Below are 24,827 nucleotides of genomic sequence, written 5' to 3'. Positions count from 1 at the left end.
AAGTGGCGGGCTCTTTGTGGGAGTGCCGTCAATGTAATTGCAATTGCAACTACATAGCCGAATCTAGCGCGGGATGAGCTACTATTGCAACCTTCTTGAAATCCCTCGGATGGTGTTGCATGTCGTCGAAAGAGCCTGATGTATGGTTCCGTTTTGTCAGGGCCCACAGGACGGTCATCCGTGAAATCGAACGCCGCCTGGCCGAGGCGAACCTGCCGCCCTATGCCTGGTACGACGCATTGTGGGGCCTGGAAAGCGGCCCCGATGGCACCCGCCGCATGCACGAGCTGGCGGATGTGCTGGCCATCGAGCGCTACAACCTCACGCGCCTGGTCGACCGCCTGGAAAAGGATGGCCTAGTCGTGCGTTCGCGCTCCGATGGCGACGGCCGCGCGGCGTTTGCCTCGATCACCGATGCCGGCCGGGTGTTGCGTAAAAAAATGTGGAAGATCTACGAAAGCACGGTGGATGAGTTGTTCCTGTCGCAGATCGAACCGGAGCAGCGCCAGGGGTTTGCGGATGCGTTGGAGCGCACGGCGGGGCTGGCGATGGAGGCCGGGGTACAGACCCGCAGCCGGCGCAAAACCTGAAACTCAGTGGAGATCCAATGTGGGAGCAGGCAAGCCAGCTCCCACAGTTGACGGCGTTCCAATTCATTTGAGCGGGTACCGGGCCATCGCTGTTTCCACCTGCTGAAGATCAATACGCCCCTCATCCGCCAGCGCCCTGAGCGCCATCACCACAATCCAATACCGACTCGGCGCCCCGGCCTGCACCGACCCGGCCCCCAGCGCCACAAACCGCGCATCCGTATGAGCGGCCAACTGATCGACAATCGCCTGCGGATATCCGGTGACAGCAATCACCGGCGCCGCAGTTGCGGCCAGGCATTCACGCAGATGGCAACTGCGCTTGGGCGCTGTGGGGTGCAGCCGATTCCAGCGTTCAGCCGCTGCAGCCTCACGCGCCAGTCGCGTGTAACTGGGGCAACTCCACACCTGCGCCGTGATGTCCCAGTCCTGCTTCAATAACCGTGCGGCATGCAGCACGTCTTCCAGTGCCCGGCCCGCACCGAGCAAACGTACGTCGCCCGTGTGGTCACGCTTGATCGGGTACATGCCCTTGAGCGCGTCCTCGCGATCCTGCGCGCTCAGCACCCCTGCGCTTTGCTGATCATGTAACGCCAGGTAATAAAACCCCGGTTCACCGTCGACATACAGCGTGTGCAAGCCTGCCAGCACAATCGCCCGGGCTTCTTCACCGGAAGCCGGGTCGTACGGCGTGCAACGTGGATGGGTAGCGAGCCACAGCGGCAGGGAAGGTTGTGCACCTTTGGGCCAGGGCGAAGGCTGGTTTTCGATGTCGTTGCACAGGATGCCGCGTTGCTGGGTCACGTCCGCCAGCGCACTCAACTGTGCCGATGATTGCGCACTGTGCAGGTACAGCAAGGGTTTTTCGACGGTATTGCGCGCAAACCAGCTGGGCCAGTTCCCCACGCGCCGGGAGCGTGACTGGCCGCGAATCACCCACGCCTGTCGGCTGGATTCGAGCGTGTTGGCCATGGTCATCACGGTGTACAGCGGTGAGTTGGGAGCGTCTTCTGCGGCGCTCAAAACGTCGATGCAGCGTTGCGCGCAGTCAAGGGTGGAGGTGGGCATGGGCGAGTCACCTGGTCACGGATGCGCCTACCCTAATCGAATCCATTATGTGATTGCAATTGCAATGATTGCAATCGCACCTCAAGTCCTGGCGGCTAAATCCATAAAGCGCTGCTACGTTTAATCCTGGAGTGCAGGAACGTCATGGCGCAGACATTTTTTCGTCATCACGGCACTTTAGGCTGTTGATGAATGTCATTTGTTTGCAACCGCTGTTAATTCAAAAAAGGAGTCCCCCATGGACGATTACCAGGAAGAGCTGCTCGAGTACCAGGCCTTTGAATGGGACCCGCTGGAACCCGCAGACGATGCAACCGAGCTGTAAGACCGACTTCAGGCGGAATGCCGCTGACTGCGGCGAAATTCCCCTGGGGTCTGGTTGTTCCACCGCCTGAACGCCCGCTGGAAGGCTTGGGCGGAGGCAAAACCGAGCAAGTAGGCGATCTCGCCGAACGCCAGTTCCGTATCGCGAATATAGGTCATGGCCAGGTCGCGGCGGGTATCGTTGAGAATGGCGCGGAACTGAGTGCCTTCTTCGGCCAGTTTGCGGCGTAGCGTCCAGGTCGGCAGCTTCAAGCGTGCCGCCACTTCTTCCAGGTCGGGTTCCCGGCCGCCATTGAGCATCGGCCCGAGCAACCGGGTAATGCGCTCGCGCAGGCTGCGGGTGCGGGTCAATTGCTCCAACTCTCTCTCACAAAGTTGTAACAACAGGTTCCAGGTACTTGGGCAGTGCTGCGGGTTGCGCAGGGCCAGGGTTTGCTGGTTGAGGCGCAATTGGTTGGCCTCGGCGCTGAAGTGAATGTCTCCGAGCGCGTTGTACTGATCGGCATACACCGGTGTTTCAAATTCGATGTCGATGCGTTGTGCCTGCACCCGGTGTTGGGCCAGGCTCGACAATTGATGCAGCCAGCCGGCGATGATCGAGTCGACCACAAAGCGGTTGAAGGCGTTGTAGGGGCTGATGGAGTAGAAGCGGAGCCAGGCGCCTTCGGCATCTTCGACAAAACTCGACTGCCCGCGATAATTGGAGCCGTACAGTGCTTCGAAACGAGTCAATGTGCGCGCAGCCTCGCGTACGTTGGGCGCCTGGGCGGCGGTGACGCCCGCGAGCCCTGCCTGGCTCAGGCGGCTGAACTGGCCCATGCGCAAACCCAGGCCCGGGTCGCCGGTGAGCTGGATGGCCGCATGGCCAAGGCGCATGTAACGCGGGATCGACAAGCGTGCACCGGCCTCGGCGAGGCGCGCCGGGTCGAGGCCGTATTGCAGCAGCAGCGGCTGCGGGTCCTGGCCGTGGCTGTGGATGGCATCCGCCAGGGTGTGCACGAAGCCCACCGACAGGTCCCCCAGCCGTACGGGCTTCACAGCCAGATATTCAACAAGCGCGCACCACGGGCGTCGCTATCTGCGCTGATTTGCCCGTTGCTGCTGAGGAAGCTATGCCCAGCGGTGCCCAGGTCCCAGAATTGTCCACGCAGGAACACGCTCATGCCGGCGCTTGCCTGACTGACGGGGGGCTGGCTGATCAGCGTGAGACGGCGCCAGGCTTCGCCTTCACTGAGTTCTTCGGGCTTGAGGCTGATTTCAGTCGGGGTGGACACGCTTTTGAAACCGCGCCATGGGCCGTCCCAGGTGTCACGTCCCAGCACAAAGGCCGGCACTGCGATCAACTGCGCGCCGTGTTCGTTGAGTTTGCGGTAGTTTTCCGGGTACCAGCTGTCGCTGCCCACCAGCACGCCCAGGCGACCGGCCGGGGTGTCGACCACGCTGACGACGTTTTCATCACCGGGTTCGATAAAGCCACGTTCATTGTAGATCGGGTAGAGCTGACGCTGCGGCTCGCCGACGGGCAAACCGTCGGCGCTGAAGACCACGCTGGCGTTATACAGCGCACCATGGCCGACCTGCAGCTGTCCCTGACTGACGCTTGGGTTGGGCAGGGTGATGGAGCCGGCCACCAAGGTCACGCCAAACTCCTTGGCCAGGCCGCCAAACAACACCTGATAGTCCCGCGCCATGCCATCGGCTTTCATGCGCAGGTAGGCGTCGTCGGTGCGGTTGTCGCCCGTGGCGCTGATCCACGCGCGCGCAAACATCAGTGGGTTGCTGACCGACAGCCAATTCATCGCATCTTTCGCGTGGAGAGCCTGGTAGACCTCGTTCTTCTCGCCTATGAGCATCAGCCAGGTGCCAATATGTTCGGGCAGTACCACGATGGTCTTGTCGTTGATCAGCCCTTGGTCGCGGGCTTTTTGCAGGTAGGCCGACAGCTTCAGGTGCAGGCGTTCCAGGCTCTGGTAGTCGGCCGGAAACAGCTCCGGCTGGATGCCCAGCAAGTTGCCACGGTCAGCCGGCAGGCCTTCGTTGACGGCAAGGGTGATGCGCAGGTCCGACAGGTAATGCGCCACGGGGCGCTCCTGGGTCCAGACCAGATACGCGGCGACGGCGGCAACCAGGGCCATGGTGACGGTAAAAGCGAGAAGTTTACGCATGGGGCAACAGACAACAGACCGTGTGCAGGGTTCGCCGACTAGGGTAGGGCCCATGGACCGGCTTGCCAAGGGGCGCTGTGCATTTGGATCAATAACTTGTCAGTTTCAGTCATTGAGCGGTAGTCCGCCGGCTCTTAGTCTGTGGGACATAAACCGATGGCGGGCCGCATGAGCCTGTCACGCCCCCGTGATGATCCGTTGTGGAGCTTGACCATGACCGCTGTTGCCTACCCGCACCTGCTGGCCCCGTTGGACCTGGGTTTTACCACCTTGCGCAACCGTACCCTGATGGGCTCGATGCACACGGGCCTTGAAGAAAAGCCCGGCGGCTTCGAACGCATGGCCGCCTATTTTGCAGAGCGCGCCCGTGGCGGCGTTGGCCTGATGGTCACTGGCGGCATTGGCCCGAATGACGAGGGCGGGGTGTACGCCGGCGCGGCCAAGCTGACCACCGACGAAGAAGCGCAAAAACACAAGATCGTGACCAAAGCCGTGCATGAGGCGGGCGGCAAGATCTGCATGCAGATCCTCCATGCCGGTCGTTATGCCTACAGCCCTAAACAAGTTGCACCGAGCGCGATCCAGGCGCCGATCAACCCGTTCAAGCCCAAGGAGCTGGACGAAGAAGGCATCGAAAAGCAGATCCAGGATTTTGTCACCTGTTCGTTGCTGGCCCAGGTCGCCGAGTACGACGGTGTGGAAATCATGGGGTCCGAAGGCTACTTCATTAACCAGTTCCTCGCCGCCCACACCAACCATCGCACCGACCGCTGGGGCGGTAGCTACGAAAACCGCATGCGCCTGGCGGTGGATATCGTGCGCCGTGTGCGTGAGGCCGTGGGCCCGAATTTCATCATTATCTTCCGCCTGTCGATGCTCGATCTGGTGGAGGGCGGCAGCACCTGGGAAGAAATCGTGCAGTTGGCCAAGGCCATCGAAGGCGCCGGTGCGACCCTTATCAACACCGGGATTGGCTGGCACGAAGCGCGTATCCCGACCATCGCCACCAAGGTGCCGCGCGGCGCGTTCAGCAAAGTCACCGCCAAACTGCGCGGTGCGGTGCAGATTCCGCTGATTACTACCAACCGCATCAACACCCCGGAAATCGCCGAGCAGATCCTCGCCGAGGGCGATGCCGACATGGTGTCCATGGCACGCCCATTCCTGGCCGACCCGGAATTCGTCAACAAGGCTGCCGCTGGCCGTGCCGATGAAATCAACACCTGTATCGGCTGCAATCAGGCCTGCCTGGATCACACCTTCGGCGGCAAGCTGACCACCTGTTTGGTCAACCCGCGCGCGTGCTATGAGACTGAGCTCAACTACCTGCCCGTGAAGCAAATCAAGAAGATCGCCGTGGTGGGTGCCGGTCCTGCCGGTCTGGCGGCGGCAACGGTGGCTGCGGAGCGCGGCCATCAGGTGACGCTGTTTGACTCCGCCAGCGAGATCGGCGGCCAGTTCAATATCGCCAAGCGCGTGCCGGGCAAGGAGGAGTTCTTCGAAACCCTGCGCTACTTCAAGCGCAAATTGCAGACCACCCACGTGGAGCTTTGCCTCAATACCCGTGTGGACGTGGCGCAACTGGCGGCGGGTGGTTATGACGAGATCATCCTGGCCACCGGCATCGCGCCGCGTACCCCGGCGATCCCGGGGGTCGAGAGTGCCAAGGTGCTGAGCTACTTGGATGTGATCCTCGAACGCAAACCGGTAGGCAAGCGCGTAGCGGTGATCGGCGCCGGTGGTATCGGTTTCGATGTCTCGGAATTCCTCGTGCACCAAGGTGTGTCCACCAGCCTGGACCGCGAAGCGTTCTGGAAAGAGTGGGGCATCGACACCCAGCTGCAAGCCCGCGGTGGTGTTGCCGGTATCAAACCGCAACCCCATGCGCCGGCGCGTGAAGTGTTCTTGCTGCAACGCAAGACTTCCAAGGTGGGCGACGGCCTGGGCAAGACTACCGGCTGGATCCACCGTACCGGTTTGAAGAACAAGCAGGTGCAGATGCTCAACAGCGTCGAGTATTTGAAAATCGACGATGAAGGCCTGCATATCCGCATTGGCGCCGAGGGTGAAACCCAAGTGCTGGCGGTGGACAATATCGTCATCTGCGCCGGCCAGGACCCGCTGCGCGAACTGCAGGACGGCCTGGTCGCGGCGGGCCAGACCGTGCACCTGATCGGCGGCGCCGATGTGGCGGCCGAGCTGGATGCCAAGCGCGCTATCAATCAGGGTTCACGCCTCGCTGCCGAACTGTAAGAACCCAAACGGGGCGGTGTTAGACTACCGCCCCGTTTTTCATACAGATGTCCCGATGGGCCCCTTCGATTGGCTTCCCCGCGCACCGCTTGAACCCTTGCAGCTGGATTGGCTGCAAGGTGTCGAGCTGGCCGTGTTGCGCCTGGATTGTATCGACCCGCTGATCAGTGGCAACAAATGGTTCAAGCTCAGCGGGCATTTAGCGCAGGCGCAAAACGCCCGCGGCATCATCAGCCTGGGCGGCGCTTACTCCAACCATTTGCACGCGTTAGCCGCCGCCGGCAAGCGCTTTGACTTCCCCACCGTAGGCCTGCTGCGCGGGCATCCACAAGACACCCCTACTGTCCTCGACTTGAAGGCATTTGGCATGCAATTGCATTGGCTGGGGTATGGCGGTTATCGCGCGCGCCATGAACCGGACTTTTGGCTGCCGTGGCGTGAGCAGTATCCCCATCTGCATCCCGTGCCTGAAGGCGGCGGTGGTATTGCGGGTGCATCGGGTTGCTCCGTGTTGGTCGAGCAGGTGCGGGCGCAGTTGCCCGCACTGGGGTGGACCGACTACGACGGCTGGTGGTTAGCTGCAGGCACTGGCACCACGTTGGCCGGTCTGGTGCTGGCGGAGGCGGGTGCACACACGGTGCACGGCGCCATGGCGGTGCCGGATGATCACGGTGTGGCGCAGAACGTGGAGTCTATCGTGCAAGGTGGGTATGAGCTGGTGGACGCCAGCCGAGGTGGCTTTGCCAAGGTGGATCCGCTGCTGCTCGAGTTTATCGAAACCACAGAGCGGGCCTGCGGCTTGCCATTGGAGCCGCTCTACACCGGCAAGGCGTTACTGGCCTTGAAGGCGCAGATCGAAGCAGGGCGCTTTACTTCCGGCACCCGCCTGATCTTCGTGCACACCGGCGGCCTGCAAGGCCGCCGAGGGTTCAATGCCTGACACAGAACCCCTGTGGGAGCGGGCTTGCTCGCGAAGAGGGGTGTCAATTGGCATATCTGTACCTGGCCTACCGCATTCGCAGGCAAGCCAGCTCCCACATTTGAACCGGTTACCCTCGATCCAACCTATTTGACTGCCAGACCGTCACAGGCACGACGCAGCACGCTACCCATGCCGTAATCGCGTTCCATCATTCAGCAGTTTTCTTGGCAAACCGCCCCGGCATCATCCGCAACGCCGTGTTGTCCCGCAGGACGTAATGGTGGGCAATCCCCGCCAGTGCATGCAGCCCGATCAGCCAATAACCGACCTTGCCGAACCAGACATGCCAGCCTTCAATCTGCTTGGCGAGGTCCTTGTTCTCGCCAATCAACGGCGGCAACTCCATGCCATAGAACATCACCGAATGCCCCTCGGCACTCACAATCAGCCAGCCGGCAATCGGCATGCCGATCATTAGCGCGTACAGCGCGACATGCATCAGCGTCGCCAGCAGGCTCTGCCATTGCGGCGGTGCCGGCACGATCTTGGGGGCAACCCCCAGGCTGCGCGCAAACAACCGTAGCCACACCAGCACAAACACGGTAAGGCCAAACATAAAGTGCATTTCGACGATCAACGTTCGCGCACCGCTGCCTTTCGGAAACTGGCCACGCAGTTCAATGCAGGCGTAGACCACCGCCAGCAGCACCACCATCAACCAGTGCAACGCGATCGACATGGTGCTGTAGCGCGTATCGGAGTTTTTCCACGGCATCGCTGGGTTCCTCACTTATCAGGTACAGTTTATTCACGGAACAACATTGCGTTCTTTGGTGACGCAGTGCGTTAACTGTAAGCCGATTTTGAGCGTTTTGCCCCACGCAAATGCCGTTGTTTTGACCTCTATCAGTGGCTCTGCGGCATTTCCCCACGGGCCAGGCGCGCATTGATGTCGGCGATCACCGAAGGCAGGTCGTTGATGGTGTCGATCAGGTAGTGCGGGCGCGAGCCTTCGAACATCGCTTCGACGCGCTTGCGCTCGCTGGCCAGGGTGGCGGTGTCAAGGGCGCGGAACTGCGCGTAGGTCAATCCCAGTGCGTTGCCGGAGCAGGTCAGGGCCACGGTCCACATCCCGGCGCGGCGGCCTTCGAGGATGCCGGGCACGGTGTCGTCGACTTTCACGCACGCTGCCACATCATCGATGCCCAGCGCGATCACATTCGCCAGCGCCTGGGCCGGCCATGGGCGGCCGTTGGGCACTTCATCGGTCGCGACTACATGGTCGGCGATATAACCGTTGGTGGCCGCCAGGGCGACGACTTTATCCATCACTTGTTTGGGGTAGCCGGAGCAGGAACCGATCTTTATGCCTTGCACGCGCAGGCGTGCGATGGTGTCGAGGGCACCGGGAATCAGCGCCGAGTGTTCGGCGATCTTCTCGATCTGCAACGGCATGAAGCGTTGGTAGATGGCGGTTACGTCGTCATCGGTCGGCGTGCGGCCGAACGCCTTGCGGTAGCGCTCGGCGACCTGCGGCTGGTCGCAGAGGGTGCGGATGTGATCCCACTTGCCCATGCCCATCGGGCCGCGGGCTTCTTCGATGGAGACTTGCACATCGAACTCGGCAAAGGCTTCGACAAAAATCTGCGTGGGTGCGAAGGAGCCGAAATCGACCACGGTGCCTGCCCAGTCGAGGATCACAGCTTGCAGGGCATTGGGGTTCTGGTAGTTCATGCGTGTGCTCCGAAGGAAGAAAGGGTGATGCCCATGGCTTGCAGTGCCTCGGCAATGGCGGTGACGGCGGCGTGCATGTCGGTGGCGTCGACATGGCCGATGCAGCCCACGCGAAAGGTTTCCACCTGGGTCAACTTGCCCGGATACAGGATGAAACCCTTCGCCTTGACCCGCTCGTAAAAATCCTTGAATTGATAGTGCGGGTCTTGCGGAGCATGGAAGGTGACGATGATCGGCGCCTGGATCGCCGCCGGCAGGAAGCTGCGCAGGCCCAGTTCGGCCATGCCATCCAGCAGCACCTGGCAGTTGCGTGCATAGCGTCGATGGCGCGCGGGCAGGCCGCCTTCTTCAACGTATTGCAGCAGCGCTTCGTGCAGGGCGGCGACCACGTGGGTCGGCGGGGTGAAACGCCATTGGCCGGTCTTGGCCATGTAGCTGTGCTGGTCAAACAGGTCCATCGCCAGGGAGTGGCAGTTTCCTTGGGCCGCGGCCAACGCGGTTTTTTCGGCGAAGACAAACCCCATCCCCGGTACGCCTTCCAGGCATTTGCCGGAGGCTGCAATCAGTGCGTCGAACGGCACTTCATGGGCGTTGATCGGCAGCGCACCAAAGGAGCTCATGGCGTCGATGATCAAGCGCTTGCCGTGGTTTTTAATGACCTGGGCGATTTCCGGCAGTGGGTTGAGAATGCCGGTGCTGGTTTCGCAGTGGATCAGCGCGACATGGGTGATGGCCCTGTCGGCTTGCAACAGGCGGTCGACGTCGGCGGCGGTGGTCGGTTCGTCTTCGGCGGTTTCAAAGGTGCTGAAATCGCGGCCGAGCACGTCGCAGATCTTGGCCAGGCGCTTGCCATAGGCGCCGTTGATCAGCACCAGCACCTTGCCGTCGCGCGGTACGAGGGTGCCGATGGCGGCTTCGACGGCGAACGTGCCGCTGCCTTGCAAGGGCACGCAATGGTGGCTGTCGGCGCCGTTGAGAATCGCCAGCAGGTGCTCGCGCACACTGGCAGTGAGCTGGTTGAACCGGTCATCCCATGAACCCCAATCCACCATCATTGCCTGACGGGTCCGGGCGGAGGTGGTCAGGGGGCCAGGGGTCAGCAGGATCGGCGCGGTGGTCATTTCAAATTCTCGCAAGGCATCGGGGGCTGAAGCTACGGCGACTAAATTGCAGTTTGGCTTGTCATCAATCAAATTGTTTGTTGTTATGCGAGCTATCAGTGAGGCCGATAGCTATGAATCTGTTTCAATTGCGCGCATTCGATGCCGTGGCCCGCGAGGGCAGTTTTACCCGTGCGGCGGCGCGGCTGTTCATCAGCCAACCCGCGGTAACCGGGCATATCAAGGCGCTGGAAGAGCACTACCAGATCCCGTTGCTGCGGCGTACCGCACGTCGGGTAGAGGTGACGGAGGAGGGCGCGCGCCTGGCGGCGATCACGCGGGCGATCTTCGGCCTGGTAGATGAAGCGCAGGCGATGCTGGAGGCCAACCAGCAATTGCTCACCGGGCGCCTGGAAGTGGCGGCGGACGGCCCGCATCTGGTGATGCCGATGATCGCCAGCCTGCGCGCGCGTTACCCTGGGATTACCGTCAACCTGCGCTTGGGCAACGCCCAGGAAACCCTGGCCGCGTTGTTGTCAGAGCATGCGGATGTGGCGGTACTTACCGAGGTCGAGCCGCGCAACGGCCTGCATTTGCAACCTTTGAGCGAGTCGCGGATCTGCGCGCTGGTGCCTGTAAGTCACCCCTGGGCGACGCTGCCCAAGGGTATCCGCCTGGGTCAGCTTAACGACGTGATCATGGTGCTGCGCGAGCCCAGCTCCATCACCCGGCGCACCTTTGATGACGCCTGCCTGGCTGCCGGTGTACAGCCCAAGGTGCTGCTGGAACTCGACAGCCGTGAGGCGGTGACCGAGGCCGTTGCTGCCGAGTTGGGCGTAGGCGTGGTGTCGTCGATGGAAGTCAGCCCGGACCCGCGCGCGTGCGCCGTGCCGATCCAGGGCGAAGGGCTGCTGAATCGCCACATGCTTGGTTGCATGGAGCGGCGGCGCTCATTGCGCTTGATCCAGGCATTTTTCGAGTTGGCACCCTGACGGTTTTTTGGTGGAACGATGCGTTCTTGCGCTATAAACTCTGCCCCCAAAGCGCCGGCCAGTAGACGTTTCGGCGCGATGGACGAAAAGAGAGTGAGTCATGGGCGCACAGTGGAAAGTCAAACATAAAGAAGCGGCATCCAATGCCAAGGGCAAGATCTTCGGCAAGCTGGTGAAAGAAATCACCATCGCCGCCCGCAACGGCGCCGACACCGCGACCAACGCCCACCTGCGTCTGGTGGTGGAACAGGCCAAAAAGGCCTCGATGCCCAAGGAAACCCTGGAACGCGCCATCAAGAAAGGTGCCGGTCTGCTCGGCGAGACCGTGCAATACCACCGTGTGACCTACGAAGGGTTCGCGCCGCACCAGGTGCCGCTGATCGTCGAGTGCGTGACCGACAACATCAACCGCACGGTGGCTGAAATCCGTGTGGCGTTCCGCAAGGGCCAACTGGGCGCCTCCGGCTCCGTGGCTTGGGACTTCAACCACGTCGGCCTGATCGAAGCCTCGCCGGACAGCCCGGACGCCGATCCGGAAATGGCCGCGATTGAAGCCGGGGCCCAGGATTTCGAAGACGGCGAGGAAGAGGGCACCACCCTGTTCATCACCGAAACCACCGACCTGGATGCTGTACAGAAGGCGCTGCCGGAGCAGGGCTTTACCGTGTTGTCGGCCAAGCTGGGTTACCTCTCGAAAAACCCGGTGAGCGGTTTGAGCGCCGAGCAGATGGCTGAAGTCGAAGCCTTCCTGGAAGGCCTGGACAACCATGATGACGTGCAGGATATGTTCGTCGGCCTGGCTGGCTAAAACGCGGTAAAAATGTGGGAGCTGGCTTGCCCGCGATGGCGGTGTATCAGTCACTGGAAAGGTGAATGACACGACCTCATCGCAGGCAAGCCAGCTCCCACAGTTGGATTGGGTTTTAGCCCTGGTTCAGCAGCGCTTCGATTTCCTCGAAGCCAGGCCGTGCCATCACCTCTGGTTGACAGCAATTTCTTTGCAGCTCCCTCCACTGCGCGTTCACTCCCGACTCAACCCGCTCCAACAACTCCCCCAGCAACACCCCAAACGCGCGCACTTCAATCCGTTGCAGCGCTCTGGTTTCCACGGTGTCCGCCGTGGCATGGAACGACGCTGCGCCAAAGTCCCCGAGTAAACAATCCCCGGCTTCATTCCACAAAATGTTGTGGCCATACAGATCGCCATGGGTGATGCCGTGCCGATGCAGATGCGCGCCCACCGAAGCGATACCCCGTGCCATACGCAAGGCAACGTCAAAGCTGAAGCGCACGCCCGGTTCGTAGATATCCCGGGTGCACGAGGCCAGGCTCGGCAGTGCCGCGAGGTTGCGGTAGCTCGGGTCGATCAAGTCCATCACCAGTGCGGCCTGGTTATCGGGGTGGCCGACTACCCGGCCTTGCACCTTGATCAGGTTGGGGTGCAGCCCGGCAGCAATGCAGGCCTGCATTTCGTGCAGCGGTGAGCCGTCGCTGGTGATGGTGCCTTTATAGAGTTTGACAGCGACGGGTTTGCCTGACGGTTTCCACAGCGCTTTGCGGATAACGCCGGAAGCGCCTTCGCCAAGGACTTCGGCCAGTTCCAGTTCGGACCAGGGAATATGTGGTGTGGCGTCATCACCTGCCACCTGCATCGCCATTTCCACCGGGTTACCGGCATAGGCCAGCCAGGTCAGGCTTGGCAGGGCCAGTAGCCATCGCGGCAGCTGGGTGAAGCGGTTGGAGGCGATGCGCAGCAATTCGAGGTTGTGGCAGTGGGTCAGGCTTTCCGGCAGGTGCGTCAGTCGGTTGCCGGCCAGCATCAGTTTTTGCAGCAATGGCCGTTCGCCCAACTCGTCAGGCAGCTCGCTGATCTGGTTATCGGTCAGGATCAGCCAGCGCAACAACGGCGGCAACGCGGCGGCAGGCACGTGGCGGATCTGGTTGGCCTTGAAGCCGATCATGCTCAGTCTGGTGCATTCGCCCAGGCAGGCTGGCAGTTCAGTAAAGAGGTTATCCGAGCAAAACAGCACGCGCAGGTGAGGCAGGCGGTGCAGGTCGTCGGGCAGGCTGCTCAGGGCGTTACCGCTGAGGTTGAGGATCTCCAGCGAGTCGGCCAGTTCGAAAATTTCCTGGGGGAATTCGGCCAGTCCGCAGGACAGGTCCAGCCGTGTGATACCGGCCAGTTGGCCGGCCTTGAGTTGGGCGAGGGTATTCATGAACGGCGCAGTCACTCGGCAAGGGGGCGTGAATGGCGTTCATGATACCGGGTCGCGCGAGCGTTGCGGGCTGGCCTGTTGCAATTGTCCGAGACGGCTGGCGGTGCGGGCGAGGTCGATGGCTTGGCCACCCAAGGCAATGTTGAGGGGCTGCTCGCCGATCAGAATCAGTTGCTTGTCCCGGTCGTAGAGTACGTCCACCAGATTGATGAATCGCTGCTGCACGGCAATCGGGCACTCCGCCAGTGGTGGCAAGCCGTCGATGACCCAGTAATCGTAGTCCTGGCACAGCAGCAAGTAGTCCATCACTGCCGTCAACTGTTCGCACAGGTCGTTGAAGGTGAAGGCAATGGAGCGGCCTGTATGGCGGCGACATATCAAGGTTCGAGTGCCGACGGGCAAGGGCTGAGGCGTGCAGTTTACAGGAGGCAAACCGAGTGCTTCGCGCTGGCTCGCGGTCCCCGGCCAGACATAGTGACCGCTGGTAAAGCGTTGCGCGCTCCGAGTCTGGGGCAGGCTGCGAAAATCCTGGGGCGAGCTGACTTCCAGCACCTCCATACGCGCGGCGATCAGGTCGATCACCGGTTTGAAACGCTCGTGATACAGGGGGTTGGGTAGCAAGTCTTGCGGCGCATAGTTGGACGTTACCAGCACCAGCACACCGCGTCCGAACAGCGCCTTGAACAGCCGCGATATCAGCATGGCATCGCCGATGTCGTGGACGTGGAATTCGTCGAAACACAGCACCCGGCAGTCCGTCAGCAGTTCATCCAGGGTCAAGGCCAGGGCATCGTCTTGCCCGCGATGCTTGAACATGCCGCGATGCAGTTGGGCAAAAAAGTCATGGAAGTGCACACGTTGCTTCTCGGTAATCGGCAACGCCTGAAAAAAACCATCCAGCAGCCAGCTTTTGCCGCGCCCCACCGGCCCGTGCAAATACAGGCTGCGGGTGGACTGGCCGGCGAGCAGGGTCTTGGTTTCACGGGCCAGGGCGGCAATGGCGCGGGTTTGACCAGTGCTCAGGGTAAAGCCCTGTTGCTCGGCTTTTTGCTGAAAGAATGCAGGGATGGGCGAGTCGTCGAGGCTGTCGGTTCTTTTACCGAGGAGGCGACGGATAAGGGGAAGCACGGCCAATGCAAGTCACTCTGTATTTCAGTGGTCGCTTACTGTAGGGCGCCCGCGGCGATTTGACCAATAGAGAAGGGTGCCGCTTGCCGGCACCTGTCTCGATAGCGTCGTGCTGGGCGTGGGCTTCTAGAACTTCAGCATCTGCGGGGTGGGCTGGTCCACTGGGCTGACCACCGCATAGTTGTAGCCAGCGCCGGACCAGTATTGGGCCTGCAAGCCATCGGCACTGCGACTGCCACGGGGCAGGAAGCCGTTTTCCGGGCCCGGTGGGCGGATGTAGAAACTGATGCGCCGCCCCTGTGGGTCTTCGTATAGCACCATGGCGGCGGCACCTTGCTCGGTAGTGAGCAGGCGGCCGCTGACCGGCATGAAGCCTGATGCGCTCAAGTCGGGCAGGCGGTGGGCCTGGTTGAAGTAGCGGTCGAGCCAAGCCTGCATCGTGCCGTTGCCCTGGACTTTGTAGTCGGCGGGCATGATGCCGTCCTGCGCAAACAGGCGGAAGGCTTGCATCGCATCGGCCATCGGCAACAGGGGAGGCTGAGTGGCTTCACGGGCGTGCCAGCCACCCAGGCCACCGAGGCTGACGGCGATCAATAGCATGGCTGCCGTAGCGAAATGGCGGCGCGATTGGCGCTTGATGCGCTGGCGAATCAGTGCCGGGTCCAGGTCCGGGTTAGCCGGCTGTTGCAGGGCACCGCCCAACGCGGCGCGCAGCAATTGCGCGTCGTGCTGCCAGGCGTGGACCTGGGCTGCGACGTCCGGATGGGCCGCCAGATAGGTTTCCAGGACACGGCGATCACTTTCCAGCAGTTGGTGATCGACGTAGGCATGCAAATCGCGTTCGCTGGGAGGCAGGCTGATCATTTGAGTATCCGCAGGGAAGGGCTGGCAATTTCGCCATCACTGAGTTGACGCAGGGCTTGGCGTGCCCGGGACAGGCGCGACATCACGGTGCCGATGGGCACATCGAGGATTTCGGCGACCTCCTTGTAGCTCAAGCCTTCGACCGAGACCCACAGCAGCAGGGCGCGCTGCTCGGTGTTGAGTTGATCGAAGGCTTGCAGGGTTGACTGGGCGATCACCGTACGTTCGACCGACGGCTGCGCATCGTCGCGTCCGGTGAAAAATTCGAGCATGCGAGCGTAGCGCCGGGTGCGGCGATGGGCGTCGAGGAACTGCCGATAGAGAATCGAGAACAGCCAGGCGCGCAAGTCGCCTTCGACGCGTTTGTCGGCCCAACTGATGATCGCCCGTTCCAGGGTTGACTGTACCAAGTCGTCGGCGCTGCTGGCGTTACGCGTCAGGGACACGGCAAAACGCCGCAGCCTGGGGATGAGTTCACGTAACGGTTCGTCGAGTTCATGCATGGGGAGCTGGCTGTTCACTACGCTGGGACTAGAGAGACGTGCGGCGATGAAGGTTATTCCCCCTTGCGGGGAAATAAATCCAAGGCCAGGGAATAGAGCCGATCGGCGTTCGTCTTAATGCTCCGACCTTATGTTCTCCCCTACGGCCTTGGGCCCTGGAGTTTCTTCATGGTAGATCACTCATCACCGCCCCGTCCCCCCTTGAGCACGGCGAGCCTGATCGCGCGCCTGGCGGGTATCGGAGCCGTGGTTGCGGTTGTGGCGGGGGCATTTGCCTACGTCAATGGCACCCTCGACCCACAGCGCCTGCGTCCGAAAACCCTGGTCAATGCCCTGGAAACCAACAACGGTGTCCACCCTGGCTTCCGGCGTAACCATGCCAAGGGCGTGTGCGTGGCCGGGTATTTCGAGAGCAGCCCCGAGGCGCGTGCCTATTCCAGCGCCCAGGTGTTCAACGAGGCCAAGACCCCACTGATTGGCCGATTTGCGTTGCCCAGCGGCAACCCCTATGCACCGGACAGCAGTGTGCCGATCCGCAGTTTTGCCGTGCAATTCAGCCAGGCCAACGGCCAGCAGTGGCGCACCGGCATGAACAGCATGCCGGTGTTCCCGGTGGGCACGCCTGAGGCGTTCTACCAACTGCTCAAGGCCGGTGCGCCGCAGCCTTCCACCGGCAAACCGGACCCGGCGGGCATGCCGGCGTTCTTTGCCGCCCATCCCGAGACTGCACCGTTCCTGGCGTGGGTCAAGACCGCCAAGCCTTCGGCCAGTTACGCGACCGAAACCTACAACGGCATCAACGCGTTCTACCTGGTGGGGGCCGATGGCAAGCGCCAGGCCGTGCGTTGGGGCGTAGTGCCGCAGAGTCAGGATGCAGCGGGTGATACTGCGCCTGCCGGCAGCGATTTCCTGGAAAAGGACTTGGTACAGCGCCTCGCTGTCGGGCCGCTGCGCTGGCAGTTGAACATGACCCTGGCCAACCCCGGCGATCCTTTGGACGATGCAAGCAAAGCCTGGACCGGCGAGCATAAAGTCATCAACGCCGGCACCCTGGTGCTGCAAAGCAGCCAGGCTCAGGCCGATGGCGATTGCCGCGACATCAACTTCGACCCGCTGATTCTGCCCAGCGGCATCGAAGCCTCCAATGATCCGTTGCTGGCGGCACGTTCGGCGGCGTACGCCAGCTCGTACCTGCGCCGCGCCGGTGAAGTCAGCCCGTTGCACAGTGCCCCTCAGGAGTCGAAGCCATGAATGCTCAACCACGGTTTTTCGCTCCCCTGGCGCGCCTGCTGCACTGGTTGATGGCGCTGATGGTCATCGCCATGCTGTTTATCGGCGCGGGCCTGGCGGCCTCGGTCTCGGAGCGGCATGAATGGTTGATCCACCTGCACAAGCCGCTGGGGATCGCGATTCTGGCGCTGGTGATCGTGCGGCTGGTGGTGCGCTTCTCCACGCGCCAACCACCGTTGCCCGCCGACTTGCCGCTGTGGCAAGTGTTGGCGGCCAAGGCGTCTCACCTGGTGCTGTATGCCTTGATGCTGGTGTTGCCGCTGCTGGGCTGGGCGATGATTTCGGCGGCGGGCGACCCGGTGATGCTCAGCAGTTCAGTGCAGTTGCCGGCGCTGGTGGGGGCAAATGCGCCTTTGTTTGCGGTGCTGCGCAAGGCGCATGGGTTCCTGGCCTATCTGCTATTCCTCACCGTGTTGTTGCACCTGGCGGCGGCGCTGTTCCATGGGCTGATTCGCCGTGACGGCGTGCTGCAAAGCATGACCGGCAGTAAAGACTGAGACCGGTTTCGGGGGCAGTGTGGCCAGCCAGTAGATCAACGCCAGCAGGTTGATCGCCGCGCCCAGGCCGCACACCCCGATCCACCCGGCCCAGGCATACATCGCCGTGGCACTCACCGATCCCACCGCACTGCCCACTGAGTAAAACACCATGTAACCCGCCACCAGCCGACTCTGTGCATCGGGGCGTACCGCATAGATCAGGCTTTGGCTGGTGACGTGCACGGCCTGCAAGCCCAGGTCGAACACAATTACCCCCAGCGACAATGCCCACAGCGACGATTGGGTAAAACCGATGGCAACCCAGGAGAGCAGCATGAGCAGCAGTGCCGTGCCGCTGACCCATTGGGCGAAGCCCTTGTCGGCCAGGCGTCCGGCGTGCGCAGCACCCAGGGCTCCGGCGGCACCGGCGAGCCCGAAGAGGCCGATCTGCGTGTGCGAAAGCGACAGCGGTGGGGCGCTCAAGGGCAGTACCAATGGCGTCCACAGAACGGTGCCGGCGGCGAAAATCAGCATCGCCAGCACGGCGCGGTCACGCAAGACTTTTTCCTCTTTGAACAAGCTGAAAACCGAGCGGATCAACGCGCCATAGGTGCCGGTCGCCTGCGGTTGCTCGGTGCGTGGCAGCACTCGCCACAGTAGGATCGCCATCAATAACGTCAGGCCCGCCGATAGCAGGTACACCGAACGCCAACCCGCGAGGTCAGCCATGGCGCCTGAAACCGAGCGCGCCAGCAGCAACCCGACCACGATACCGCTGGTAACCAGTCCGACCACGTGCCCGCGCTGTTCAGGCGACGCCAGATGGGCCGCCAATGCCACCAGCACCTGGGCGATAACGGCCAGCAGCCCGGTGAGCGCCATGCCGGCCAGCAGCCAGAAACTGTTGGAAGACAACGCCACCACCAGCACGGCGAGCGTGGAAAGCAGCAATTGGGTGACGATCAGTTTGCGTCGGTTGAGTAGATCCCCGAGAGGCACCAGCAGCAACAGTCCTACGCCATAACCTATCTGGGTGAGGGCGATGATGATGCCAACGGTGGCGTGGTCCATGGCAAAGGTCTCGGCCATGGCGTCGAGCAGCGGCTGTGCGTAGTAGACGTTGGCCACCGACAGGCCACAGGCGATGGCGAACAGCGATACCACGGCGCCGCTCAAGGGGGATGACGACATGCGGCTTATCCTTTTCTGGTTTTAAAATGAAACCAGTTGTACGGTAAGGATTCCGGTTTTATATTGCAACTACATTGTTAGTCGAGTTCAGGCAGCCTGATGGTCAAGCTCACCCGTTTTGAAAATGCCGAATGCCCGGTGGCGCGTTCGTTGGATGCCATAGGCGATGGCTGGTCGTTGCTGATCATTCGCGACGCGTTTGATGGCATCCGTCGCTTTGGTGAATTCCAGAGCAGCTTGGGGATGGCCAAGAATATTTTGTCCGCGCGCTTGCGCAGCCTGGTGGCCCATGGCGTGCTGGAGGTCGTGCCGGCGTCGGATGGTAGTGCGTATCAGGAGTACGCCCTCACGGAAAAGGGTCAAGGCCTGTTCAACGTGATCATCGGGTTACGGCAGTGGGGGGAAGGGTTTTTCTACGAGGCAGGCGAGGCGCATTCGGTGATGGTAGACCGCGCCCAGGGTGAGCCGCTGCGAGCGCTGGAATTGCGCTCCGCGGATGGACGCTTGCTGGGGCCCGAGGATTGTCGGCGGGTGCCCGCCGAGTCGGTTTAACGCAGCTCGTCGACGATATAGGCCACGGTGCTCAATACATCCTTGCCCAACTGCATCGAGCGTTTACCTGACCAACCGGTGTGCGGGTTGGGGGCGTCGTCGTTGTCCTTGAAGGGCATTTCAAGGGTCAGGGACAGGCAGTCGTATTGCTCGCCTACCGCGTTGCAGGCCAGGCTCATGTTGGCTTCTCCCGGCAGGTCGCGGGTGTAGCCGAAGGTGGTCTGGAAGTCGCGGGTCAGGCCACTCAAGTGGCTGCGGAAATGTTCTTCCAGCGTCTCGATGCGCGGGGTATAGCCGAGGTTGCCTTCACAGCCAGCGGTGAAGACGTAGGGGATTTCCTCGTCGCCGTGGATATCGAGGAACAGGTCAACGCCGTACTTTTCCATTTGTTGCTGCACGAACAGCACTTCCGGGCTGTTCTCCTGGCTGGCGCTCTGCCAGGCGCGGTTGAGGTCCTGGCCCATGGCGTTGGTGCGCAGGTGGCCGTGGAAGGCGCCGTCCGGGTTCATGTTGGGCACGAGGTACAGGTCGGCGACTTTCAGCAGCTTTTTCATCTCATCGTCGCCGTCCTGTTGCAGGCGTTCGATGATGCCTTCCATAAACCATTCGGCCATGTGCTCGCCGGGGTGCTGTTGAGCGATGATCCAGATGTTGCGCCGGCCTTCGCCCCCTTTACCCCGCCGTAGCAGTTGGATATCACGGCCTTCAACACTTTTACCGGTGGCCAGCAATTGGGTGCCCGTGCGGTTCAGGGCCTGTTCGATCAGCCAGTCGTGACGCTCGCGGCTATAGGGTTCGAAATAGGCGAACCAGGCATGTTTTTCGCGGGTCTCAAGGCTGATATGCAGGATTTCCCCATCAAATCGCGAAGGTACCCTAAACCAATTGGTGTGGTCGTAGGACGCCACGGCGTTGTAGCCGCTCCATGCGTTGGGGTAGGAGGACTGTCCCGCGTTGCTCAGGCGAAAGGTATGGGTGTGGCCCACATGCATGCCTTCGGCCTTGAAGTGGAACCACTGGTAATGCGCGCTGCAGGTATCGGGTTTGATTGCCAGCAACAACTGATAGGCATCGTGGGCATCCAGTACCTGGATATTGCCACTGTCGAAGTCGGTGCTTATTTTGATGGAGGTCAAGGCCACGGTCATAGTCTGGTTGCCTGAGTATGAGTGTTGTGGCGGCTATATTACACAGGAGTCTGGTAAAGACCGGATGCAAAATTGTTGCGAGAGGGAGGGGGGCGTCGTCCTTGACGCCGCGGCAGCTTAGAATCTATGAGATTGATTCTCAAGCGCTAATTCGCAAAGATGTGGGCTGGAGCTACCCGCTGGCTTTCTTTTGGCGATGGTCTTTTGCTACCATGCGCCCCATCAAGTAGCACACAGTCTTCATTAGCCTGAAGCCACGCCAGGGAAACTGGCAAAAAAAAGACCCGGCCAAAGAGCCGGGTCAAAAACCGTGATTAGCCTGATGAGGAGATATTCCAAGAGTCCGACCTAAGGTCCCTTGGTCTATCGACTGATCTCGCGATCAGCTGGGTCCAATAATAATCATTATCATTTGCAAGTCAAATGTTTTTATCCGTGGGATAGAAATATTTTTTCTAAGCGCCAGTTATTTGTTCGCTTGAGCCTCTGGCACCTGCAATGATCGCTCCACCATCGCCTTCGCCATATCGATCAAATACACCACTGAAAACGCCATGTCACGATGACTGCCCTGATGGCTGCTCGCTGATTCATAGGCCGTTGCCGCGGCGCTGCGCAACAGCTCCGAGGCGTGCACCAGGGCTTCCTCCTGGCTGATGCCTGGATTGATGGCGAACAAGGCCTCGTCAGGGGTTGATGCCGACATATCTTCTTTCAAGTAAAAGTCCAACGCACGCTTGGCGGCACCGCTGCTGCGCAGATCGTGCAATTCGTTGTCTTCCGGGATTTCAGGCAGGAGAAGCGGGCTTGTCGTCATAAGGGGCGGTACTCTGGGTGGATGTCGAAAACCTTATGTCCGATGATAGTACGTATCGTATTTATGTCGTTTTATGGATTACTACAAACTGTTTATTGCCCTGAAAACTACGTGACGTATTGTCAGCCCCATGGATAACTGGATCGCGTTGGTCAAGGCCAACATGGAAGACCGCAAGGTCACGCAAGGTGAGTTGGCTGAACGCTTGGGCATGTCCCAGGGCGGCGTGGGCCATTGGCTCAACAAGCGCCGTGCACCCAGCCTGGCGGACATGAACCGGGTATTGGCGGCGTTGGGCCTGGGGTATCTGGAGGTCGCGCTGGACATTCGCGAGCGGGCCGATGAAGTGCCTCTGGAGAAAAACTACAACCCGTATTTCCGCTATCCGGTCAGCGATTGGAAAGGGCTGTGCGAAATCCGCGAAGAGCGAACGCCTTATGGCACCGCCCGTTTCGAGTTGACGGATTATCATGCCCACGGCGATGCCTTTTGGCTGCCGGTTACAGGCGATGCCATGACGGCACCCAGCGGGCTCAGCGTGAGTGCGGGCATGATGATTCTGGTCGATCCGGCCATTGCCGCCGAGCCCGGCAAGCTGGTGGTCGCCCAATGGGCCGAGAGCCCCCAGGCGACCTTCCGTCAGTTGCTTGAAGAGAGCGGCCAGCTCTATCTGGTACCGCTCAATCCCACTTATCCGAAACGGCAGTTCACCGGCGATTGCCGCATTCTCGGCGTCGTTGTGCAGGCCACGGCAAAGTTCTAGCCCGCTGTTTCCAGCTCCACCAACGCGCAACCTTCGGCAACCATTTCGCCTTCCTGGCAGAACAGCGCCTTGACCACTCCAGCCTCGGGCGCGCGGATGCTGTGTTCCATCTTCATGGCCTCCAGTACCACCAGTTGCGTGCCGGCCTCCACGTTGTCCCCGACCTGCACCAGCACGCGCACTATGCTGCCGTTCATCGGCGCCGTAAGGCCACCTTGATGAGCGCCGCTGGCGTCGACCGCTGCAATCGGGTCAAACAGGCTGACGGCATGCATCTCGCCGTCCCAACGCAGGTACACCGTACGGTCGTGGCGTACAGCCAGATGGCTACGGCGCACGCCCTGGTGCTCGATCAACAACGGTTCGCCGCGCATTTGCGCGGTATCGGCAGCCAGTGTCACCAGCCGATCCTGACCATTGCAGCTCAAATGCAGCGAAACCTCGGCAGGTAAACCGGTACGAAAGCCTCGCTTATCTGCCCAAGGCCCGTCACCGGCCGGCAAGGTCTGTATGAACGCCGCGCCCGCTGCCTGCCAGAACTCATTGCTCAGTTCGCCAGGTATCGGCAGCAACTCATCCTGATAGCGCGGAATAAAGCCGGTATCCAACTCGGCTGCCGCAAACGCCGGATGCCCGATAATGCGCCGCAAAAAGCCCAGGTTGGTCTTCAGGCCACCCACGGCAAACTCATCCAGCATGCCCAGCAAGCGCAGGCGCGCCTGTTCACGGTCCTCGCCCCAGGCAATCAGCTTGCCCAGCATCGGGTCGTAGTAGGGCGACACGCTATCGCCTTGCTCGACACCGCTGTCCACGCGGCGGCCAGCGCCCGGCGCGGATTCGCGGTACAGCGTCAGGTGCCCGGTGGCGGGCAGGAAATCATTGGCCGGGTCCTCGGCATACAGTCGTACTTCGATCGCATGGCCGATCAGCGGCACCTGTTCCTGAGTGATAGGCAGCGCCTCGCCCTGGGCGACACGAATCTGCCAGGCCACCAGGTCGAGGCCGGTAATCGCCTCGGTCACCGGATGCTCCACCTGCAGCCGCGTGTTCATCTCCATGAAGAAAAACTCACCGCGAGCGTCCAGCAAAAACTCCACGGTACCTGCGCCGACATACCCGATGGCCTGGGCCGCACGCACGGCGGCTTCGCCCATAGCCTTGCGTTGTTCAGCAGTCAACCCAGGTGCCGGCGCCTCCTCGACAACCTTTTGGTGGCGCCGCTGGATCGAACAATCGCGTTCATTGAGGTACAGGCAGTGCCCATGCTGATCGGCAAACACCTGGATCTCCACGTGACGCGGCTTGAGCAGGTATTTTTCCACCAGCATCTGCCCGTTGCCGAAGGACGACAGCGCCTCACGCTGTGCAGAGGCGAGGGCTTCGGCCAATTGGCTGACATCCTCGACCACCTTCATGCCTTTGCCACCGCCACCGGCCGTGGCCTTGAGCAGCACCGGATAGCCGATACGCTCGCAGGCCGCGCGGAAGGTTTCCAGGTCCTGGGCCTCGCCGTGATAACCCGGTACCAGCGGCACGCCGGCGGTTTCCATCAGCGCCTTGGCGGCCGATTTGCTGCCCATGGCGTCGATGGCCGAGGCGGGCGGCCCTAGGAAGATCAAGCCGGCGGCTTCGATCGCACGGGCAAACCCGGCGTTCTCCGACAGAAAACCATAGCCCGGATGAATTGCCTGGGCACCACTGGCCTGGGCGGCGGCGATCAGTTTATCGATTTGCAGGTAACTGTCGGTGGCTTTGCTACCGCCCAGGTCGACACGGATATCGGCCTCACGGCTGTGGCGTGCATCGCGGTCGGTGGCGCTGTGTACGGCCACGGTTTTCAGGCCCATGGCCTTGGCGGTGCGCATCACGCGGCAAGCGATCTCGCCACGATTGGCGACCAGCAGGGTCGTGAGTGGGCTCATGAACGCGGCTCCTGTGGCTGCCAGCTCGGTGGACGTTTTTGCAGGAAGGCGCGCAAACCTTCCTGGCCCTCGGCGCTGACGCGAATGCGCGCAATCGCATTTTCGCAATAGCGACGCAGGGCCGGAGTGAGGGCGCCGTTGCCGACTTCGCGCAGCAAGTCTTTGCTGGCACGCATCGCCGCCGGGCTGTTTTGCAGCAGGTTGGCGACCCACTGTTCCACCTGCTGGTCCAGCGTGTCGATTGGGTAGCTCTCCGCCAACAAACCGATCTCCCGTGCACGCTGGCCGCCGAAGCGTTCGGCGGTCAGCGCATAGCGCCGCGCCGCGCGTTCACCAATGGCCTGCACCACAAACGGGCTGATCACCGCCGGTGCCAAGCCAATGCGCACTTCCGACAGGCAGAACTGCGCATCGTCCGCGCCAATCGCCATGTCGCAGCAACTGATCAGGCCCAGTGCGCCGCCGTAGGCCGCGCCTTGTACCACCGCCAGTGTCGGGATTTTCAGCTTGGCCAGGTTGTACATCAGCTCCGCCAGTTCGCGGGCGTCGTCCAGGTTGGTGTGGTAATCCAGTTCGGCCGATTGCTGCATCCAGGCCAGGTCTGCGCCGGCACTGAAGTGCTTGCCGCGTCCGCGCAGGACTAAAAAGCGCAAGGACGGATCGCCTTGCACCTGGTCGAGGGCGATGATCAGTTCGCGGATCATCTCGGCGTTGAACGCGTTGTTCTTGGCTTCACGACTGAGCCACAGCGTGGCAAAGCCACGGCTGTCGGTGATCAGTTCGAGGGTATTGAAATCGCTCATGGG

The 24,827-nt window shown here is 61.4% G+C and carries 24 protein-coding genes; 9 read left to right on the top strand and 15 right to left on the bottom strand.

Going from position 1 to position 24,827, the window contains the following annotated elements; genetic code table 11:
* The first annotated feature begins 119 nt into the window (after positions 1-119).
* A complete protein-coding gene (locus JBO08_RS09815) occupies positions 120-590 on the top strand; it encodes a MarR family winged helix-turn-helix transcriptional regulator (RefSeq protein ID WP_065876010.1) in 471 nt (156 codons plus the stop codon).
* A gap of 63 nt (positions 591-653) precedes the next feature.
* Here JBO08_RS09815 and JBO08_RS09810 read toward each other — a convergent pair whose 3' ends face one another.
* From JBO08_RS09810 to JBO08_RS09800, 3 genes are all read right to left on the bottom strand, one after another.
* Complete coding sequence (locus JBO08_RS09810) at positions 654-1,658, bottom strand: transketolase-like TK C-terminal-containing protein (protein ID WP_065876011.1); 1,005 nt, start codon at positions 1,656-1,658, stop codon at positions 654-656.
* A gap of 333 nt (positions 1,659-1,991) precedes the next feature.
* Positions 1,992-3,020 carry an AraC family transcriptional regulator gene (locus JBO08_RS09805; protein WP_065890724.1) on the bottom strand — a complete coding sequence of 343 codons (1,029 nt, stop codon included), beginning with the start codon at positions 3,018-3,020 and terminating at the stop codon, positions 1,992-1,994.
* Positions 3,017-4,147 carry a carbon-nitrogen hydrolase family protein gene (locus JBO08_RS09800; RefSeq protein WP_065890725.1) on the bottom strand — a complete coding sequence of 377 codons (1,131 nt, stop codon included), beginning with the start codon at positions 4,145-4,147 and terminating at the stop codon, positions 3,017-3,019. The genes JBO08_RS09805 and JBO08_RS09800 overlap by 4 nt, the downstream gene beginning before the upstream one ends.
* 213 nt (positions 4,148-4,360) lie before the next feature.
* Between JBO08_RS09800 and JBO08_RS09795 the strand changes: the two genes are divergently transcribed.
* Positions 4,361-6,400, top strand: coding sequence for an NADPH-dependent 2,4-dienoyl-CoA reductase (locus JBO08_RS09795; protein WP_220075219.1), 2,040 nt, complete (start codon positions 4,361-4,363; stop codon positions 6,398-6,400).
* Positions 6,401-6,455: 55 nt separating this feature from the next.
* A complete protein-coding gene (locus tag JBO08_RS09790) occupies positions 6,456-7,340 on the top strand; it encodes a 1-aminocyclopropane-1-carboxylate deaminase/D-cysteine desulfhydrase (protein ID WP_220075210.1) in 885 nt (294 codons plus the stop codon).
* Positions 7,341-7,530: 190 nt separating this feature from the next.
* On the opposite strand, the gene JBO08_RS09785 is transcribed toward JBO08_RS09790, so the two are convergent.
* The 3 genes from JBO08_RS09785 to JBO08_RS09775 form a co-directional block, all read right to left on the bottom strand.
* Positions 7,531-8,097, bottom strand: a complete 567-nt coding sequence (locus tag JBO08_RS09785) for a cytochrome b (protein ID WP_065873482.1) — start codon at positions 8,095-8,097, stop codon at positions 7,531-7,533.
* A gap of 131 nt (positions 8,098-8,228) precedes the next feature.
* Positions 8,229-9,056, bottom strand: a complete 828-nt coding sequence (gene phnX, locus JBO08_RS09780) for a phosphonoacetaldehyde hydrolase (protein WP_065873481.1) — start codon at positions 9,054-9,056, stop codon at positions 8,229-8,231.
* Positions 9,053-10,177, bottom strand: a complete 1,125-nt coding sequence (locus JBO08_RS09775; protein WP_065881795.1) for a 2-aminoethylphosphonate--pyruvate transaminase — start codon at positions 10,175-10,177, stop codon at positions 9,053-9,055. The genes phnX and JBO08_RS09775 overlap by 4 nt, the downstream gene beginning before the upstream one ends.
* A 113-nt stretch (positions 10,178-10,290) precedes the next feature.
* Between JBO08_RS09775 and JBO08_RS09770 the strand changes: the two genes are divergently transcribed.
* On the top strand, positions 10,291-11,148 hold the full coding sequence (locus tag JBO08_RS09770; protein ID WP_065881798.1) for a LysR substrate-binding domain-containing protein: 858 nt from the start codon (positions 10,291-10,293) through the stop codon (positions 11,146-11,148).
* Positions 11,149-11,248: 100 nt separating this feature from the next.
* Positions 11,249-11,956, top strand: coding sequence for a YebC/PmpR family DNA-binding transcriptional regulator (locus tag JBO08_RS09765; RefSeq protein ID WP_049712595.1), 708 nt, complete (start codon positions 11,249-11,251; stop codon positions 11,954-11,956).
* A gap of 115 nt (positions 11,957-12,071) precedes the next feature.
* On the opposite strand, the gene JBO08_RS09760 is transcribed toward JBO08_RS09765, so the two are convergent.
* The 4 genes from JBO08_RS09760 to JBO08_RS09745 form a co-directional block, all read right to left on the bottom strand.
* Positions 12,072-13,364 (bottom strand): protein kinase, encoded by a 1,293-nt coding sequence (locus JBO08_RS09760; protein WP_220075211.1) that lies wholly within the window; start codon positions 13,362-13,364, stop codon positions 12,072-12,074.
* 39 nt (positions 13,365-13,403) lie between these two features.
* On the bottom strand, positions 13,404-14,498 hold the full coding sequence (gene zapE / locus JBO08_RS09755; protein WP_065881802.1) for a cell division protein ZapE: 1,095 nt from the start codon (positions 14,496-14,498) through the stop codon (positions 13,404-13,406).
* A gap of 120 nt (positions 14,499-14,618) precedes the next feature.
* Positions 14,619-15,356, bottom strand: coding sequence for an anti-sigma factor (locus JBO08_RS09750; RefSeq protein ID WP_065881804.1), 738 nt, complete (start codon positions 15,354-15,356; stop codon positions 14,619-14,621).
* Positions 15,353-15,859: a sigma-70 family RNA polymerase sigma factor gene (locus JBO08_RS09745; protein WP_049712599.1), complete on the bottom strand. Its 507-nt coding sequence runs from the start codon at positions 15,857-15,859 to the stop codon at positions 15,353-15,355. Before JBO08_RS09745 ends, JBO08_RS09750 begins: the two co-directional genes overlap by 4 nt.
* 168 nt (positions 15,860-16,027) lie before the next feature.
* Between JBO08_RS09745 and JBO08_RS09740 the strand changes: the two genes are divergently transcribed.
* Complete coding sequence (locus JBO08_RS09740) at positions 16,028-17,110, top strand: catalase family peroxidase (protein ID WP_065873475.1); 1,083 nt, start codon at positions 16,028-16,030, stop codon at positions 17,108-17,110.
* Positions 17,107-17,646, top strand: coding sequence for a cytochrome b (locus tag JBO08_RS09735; protein WP_049712601.1), 540 nt, complete (start codon positions 17,107-17,109; stop codon positions 17,644-17,646). Before JBO08_RS09740 ends, JBO08_RS09735 begins: the two co-directional genes overlap by 4 nt.
* On the opposite strand, the gene JBO08_RS09730 is transcribed toward JBO08_RS09735, so the two are convergent.
* Positions 17,548-18,819, bottom strand: coding sequence for an MFS transporter (locus tag JBO08_RS09730; protein WP_065881805.1), 1,272 nt, complete (start codon positions 18,817-18,819; stop codon positions 17,548-17,550). The two genes, JBO08_RS09735 and JBO08_RS09730, sit on opposite strands and share 99 nt — an antisense overlap.
* Positions 18,820-18,918: 99 nt before the next feature.
* Here JBO08_RS09730 and JBO08_RS09725 point away from each other — a divergent pair, with 99 nt between their 5' ends.
* On the top strand, positions 18,919-19,371 hold the full coding sequence (locus JBO08_RS09725; RefSeq protein ID WP_220075212.1) for a helix-turn-helix domain-containing protein: 453 nt from the start codon (positions 18,919-18,921) through the stop codon (positions 19,369-19,371).
* Here the strand turns inward: JBO08_RS09725 and JBO08_RS09720 are convergent.
* Both JBO08_RS09720 and JBO08_RS09715 read right to left on the bottom strand, forming a co-directional pair.
* The gene (locus JBO08_RS09720) at positions 19,368-20,519 is read right to left on the bottom strand and encodes a M14-type cytosolic carboxypeptidase (protein ID WP_065881807.1); all 1,152 of its coding nucleotides are present in this window, start codon (positions 20,517-20,519) and stop codon (positions 19,368-19,370) included. The genes JBO08_RS09725 and JBO08_RS09720 overlap by 4 nt on opposite strands.
* Positions 20,520-20,985: 466 nt before the next feature.
* Complete coding sequence (locus JBO08_RS09715) at positions 20,986-21,336, bottom strand: DUF6124 family protein (RefSeq protein ID WP_065873470.1); 351 nt, start codon at positions 21,334-21,336, stop codon at positions 20,986-20,988.
* A 130-nt stretch (positions 21,337-21,466) separates the two neighbouring features.
* On the opposite strand from JBO08_RS09715, the gene JBO08_RS09710 reads away from it, so the two are divergent.
* Positions 21,467-22,099, top strand: coding sequence for a LexA family transcriptional regulator (locus JBO08_RS09710; RefSeq protein WP_065881809.1), 633 nt, complete (start codon positions 21,467-21,469; stop codon positions 22,097-22,099).
* Here the strand turns inward: JBO08_RS09710 and JBO08_RS09705 are convergent.
* Positions 22,096-24,021: an acetyl/propionyl/methylcrotonyl-CoA carboxylase subunit alpha gene (locus JBO08_RS09705; RefSeq protein WP_220075213.1), complete on the bottom strand. Its 1,926-nt coding sequence runs from the start codon at positions 24,019-24,021 to the stop codon at positions 22,096-22,098. The genes JBO08_RS09710 and JBO08_RS09705 overlap by 4 nt on opposite strands.
* Entirely contained in the window at positions 24,018-24,824 is an 807-nt protein-coding gene (locus tag JBO08_RS09700) for a gamma-carboxygeranoyl-CoA hydratase (protein ID WP_065873467.1), read from the bottom strand. The genes JBO08_RS09705 and JBO08_RS09700 overlap by 4 nt, the downstream gene beginning before the upstream one ends.
* Between the last annotated feature and the right edge of the window lie 3 nt (positions 24,825-24,827).

This window comes from Pseudomonas sp. LAP_36, from assembly GCF_019456785.1.
Taxonomy (GTDB): domain Bacteria; phylum Pseudomonadota; class Gammaproteobacteria; order Pseudomonadales; family Pseudomonadaceae; genus Aquipseudomonas; species Aquipseudomonas tritici.
The sequence above is the reverse complement of the archived record's forward strand: the minus strand, read 5'-3'. Positions and strand labels throughout refer to the sequence as shown.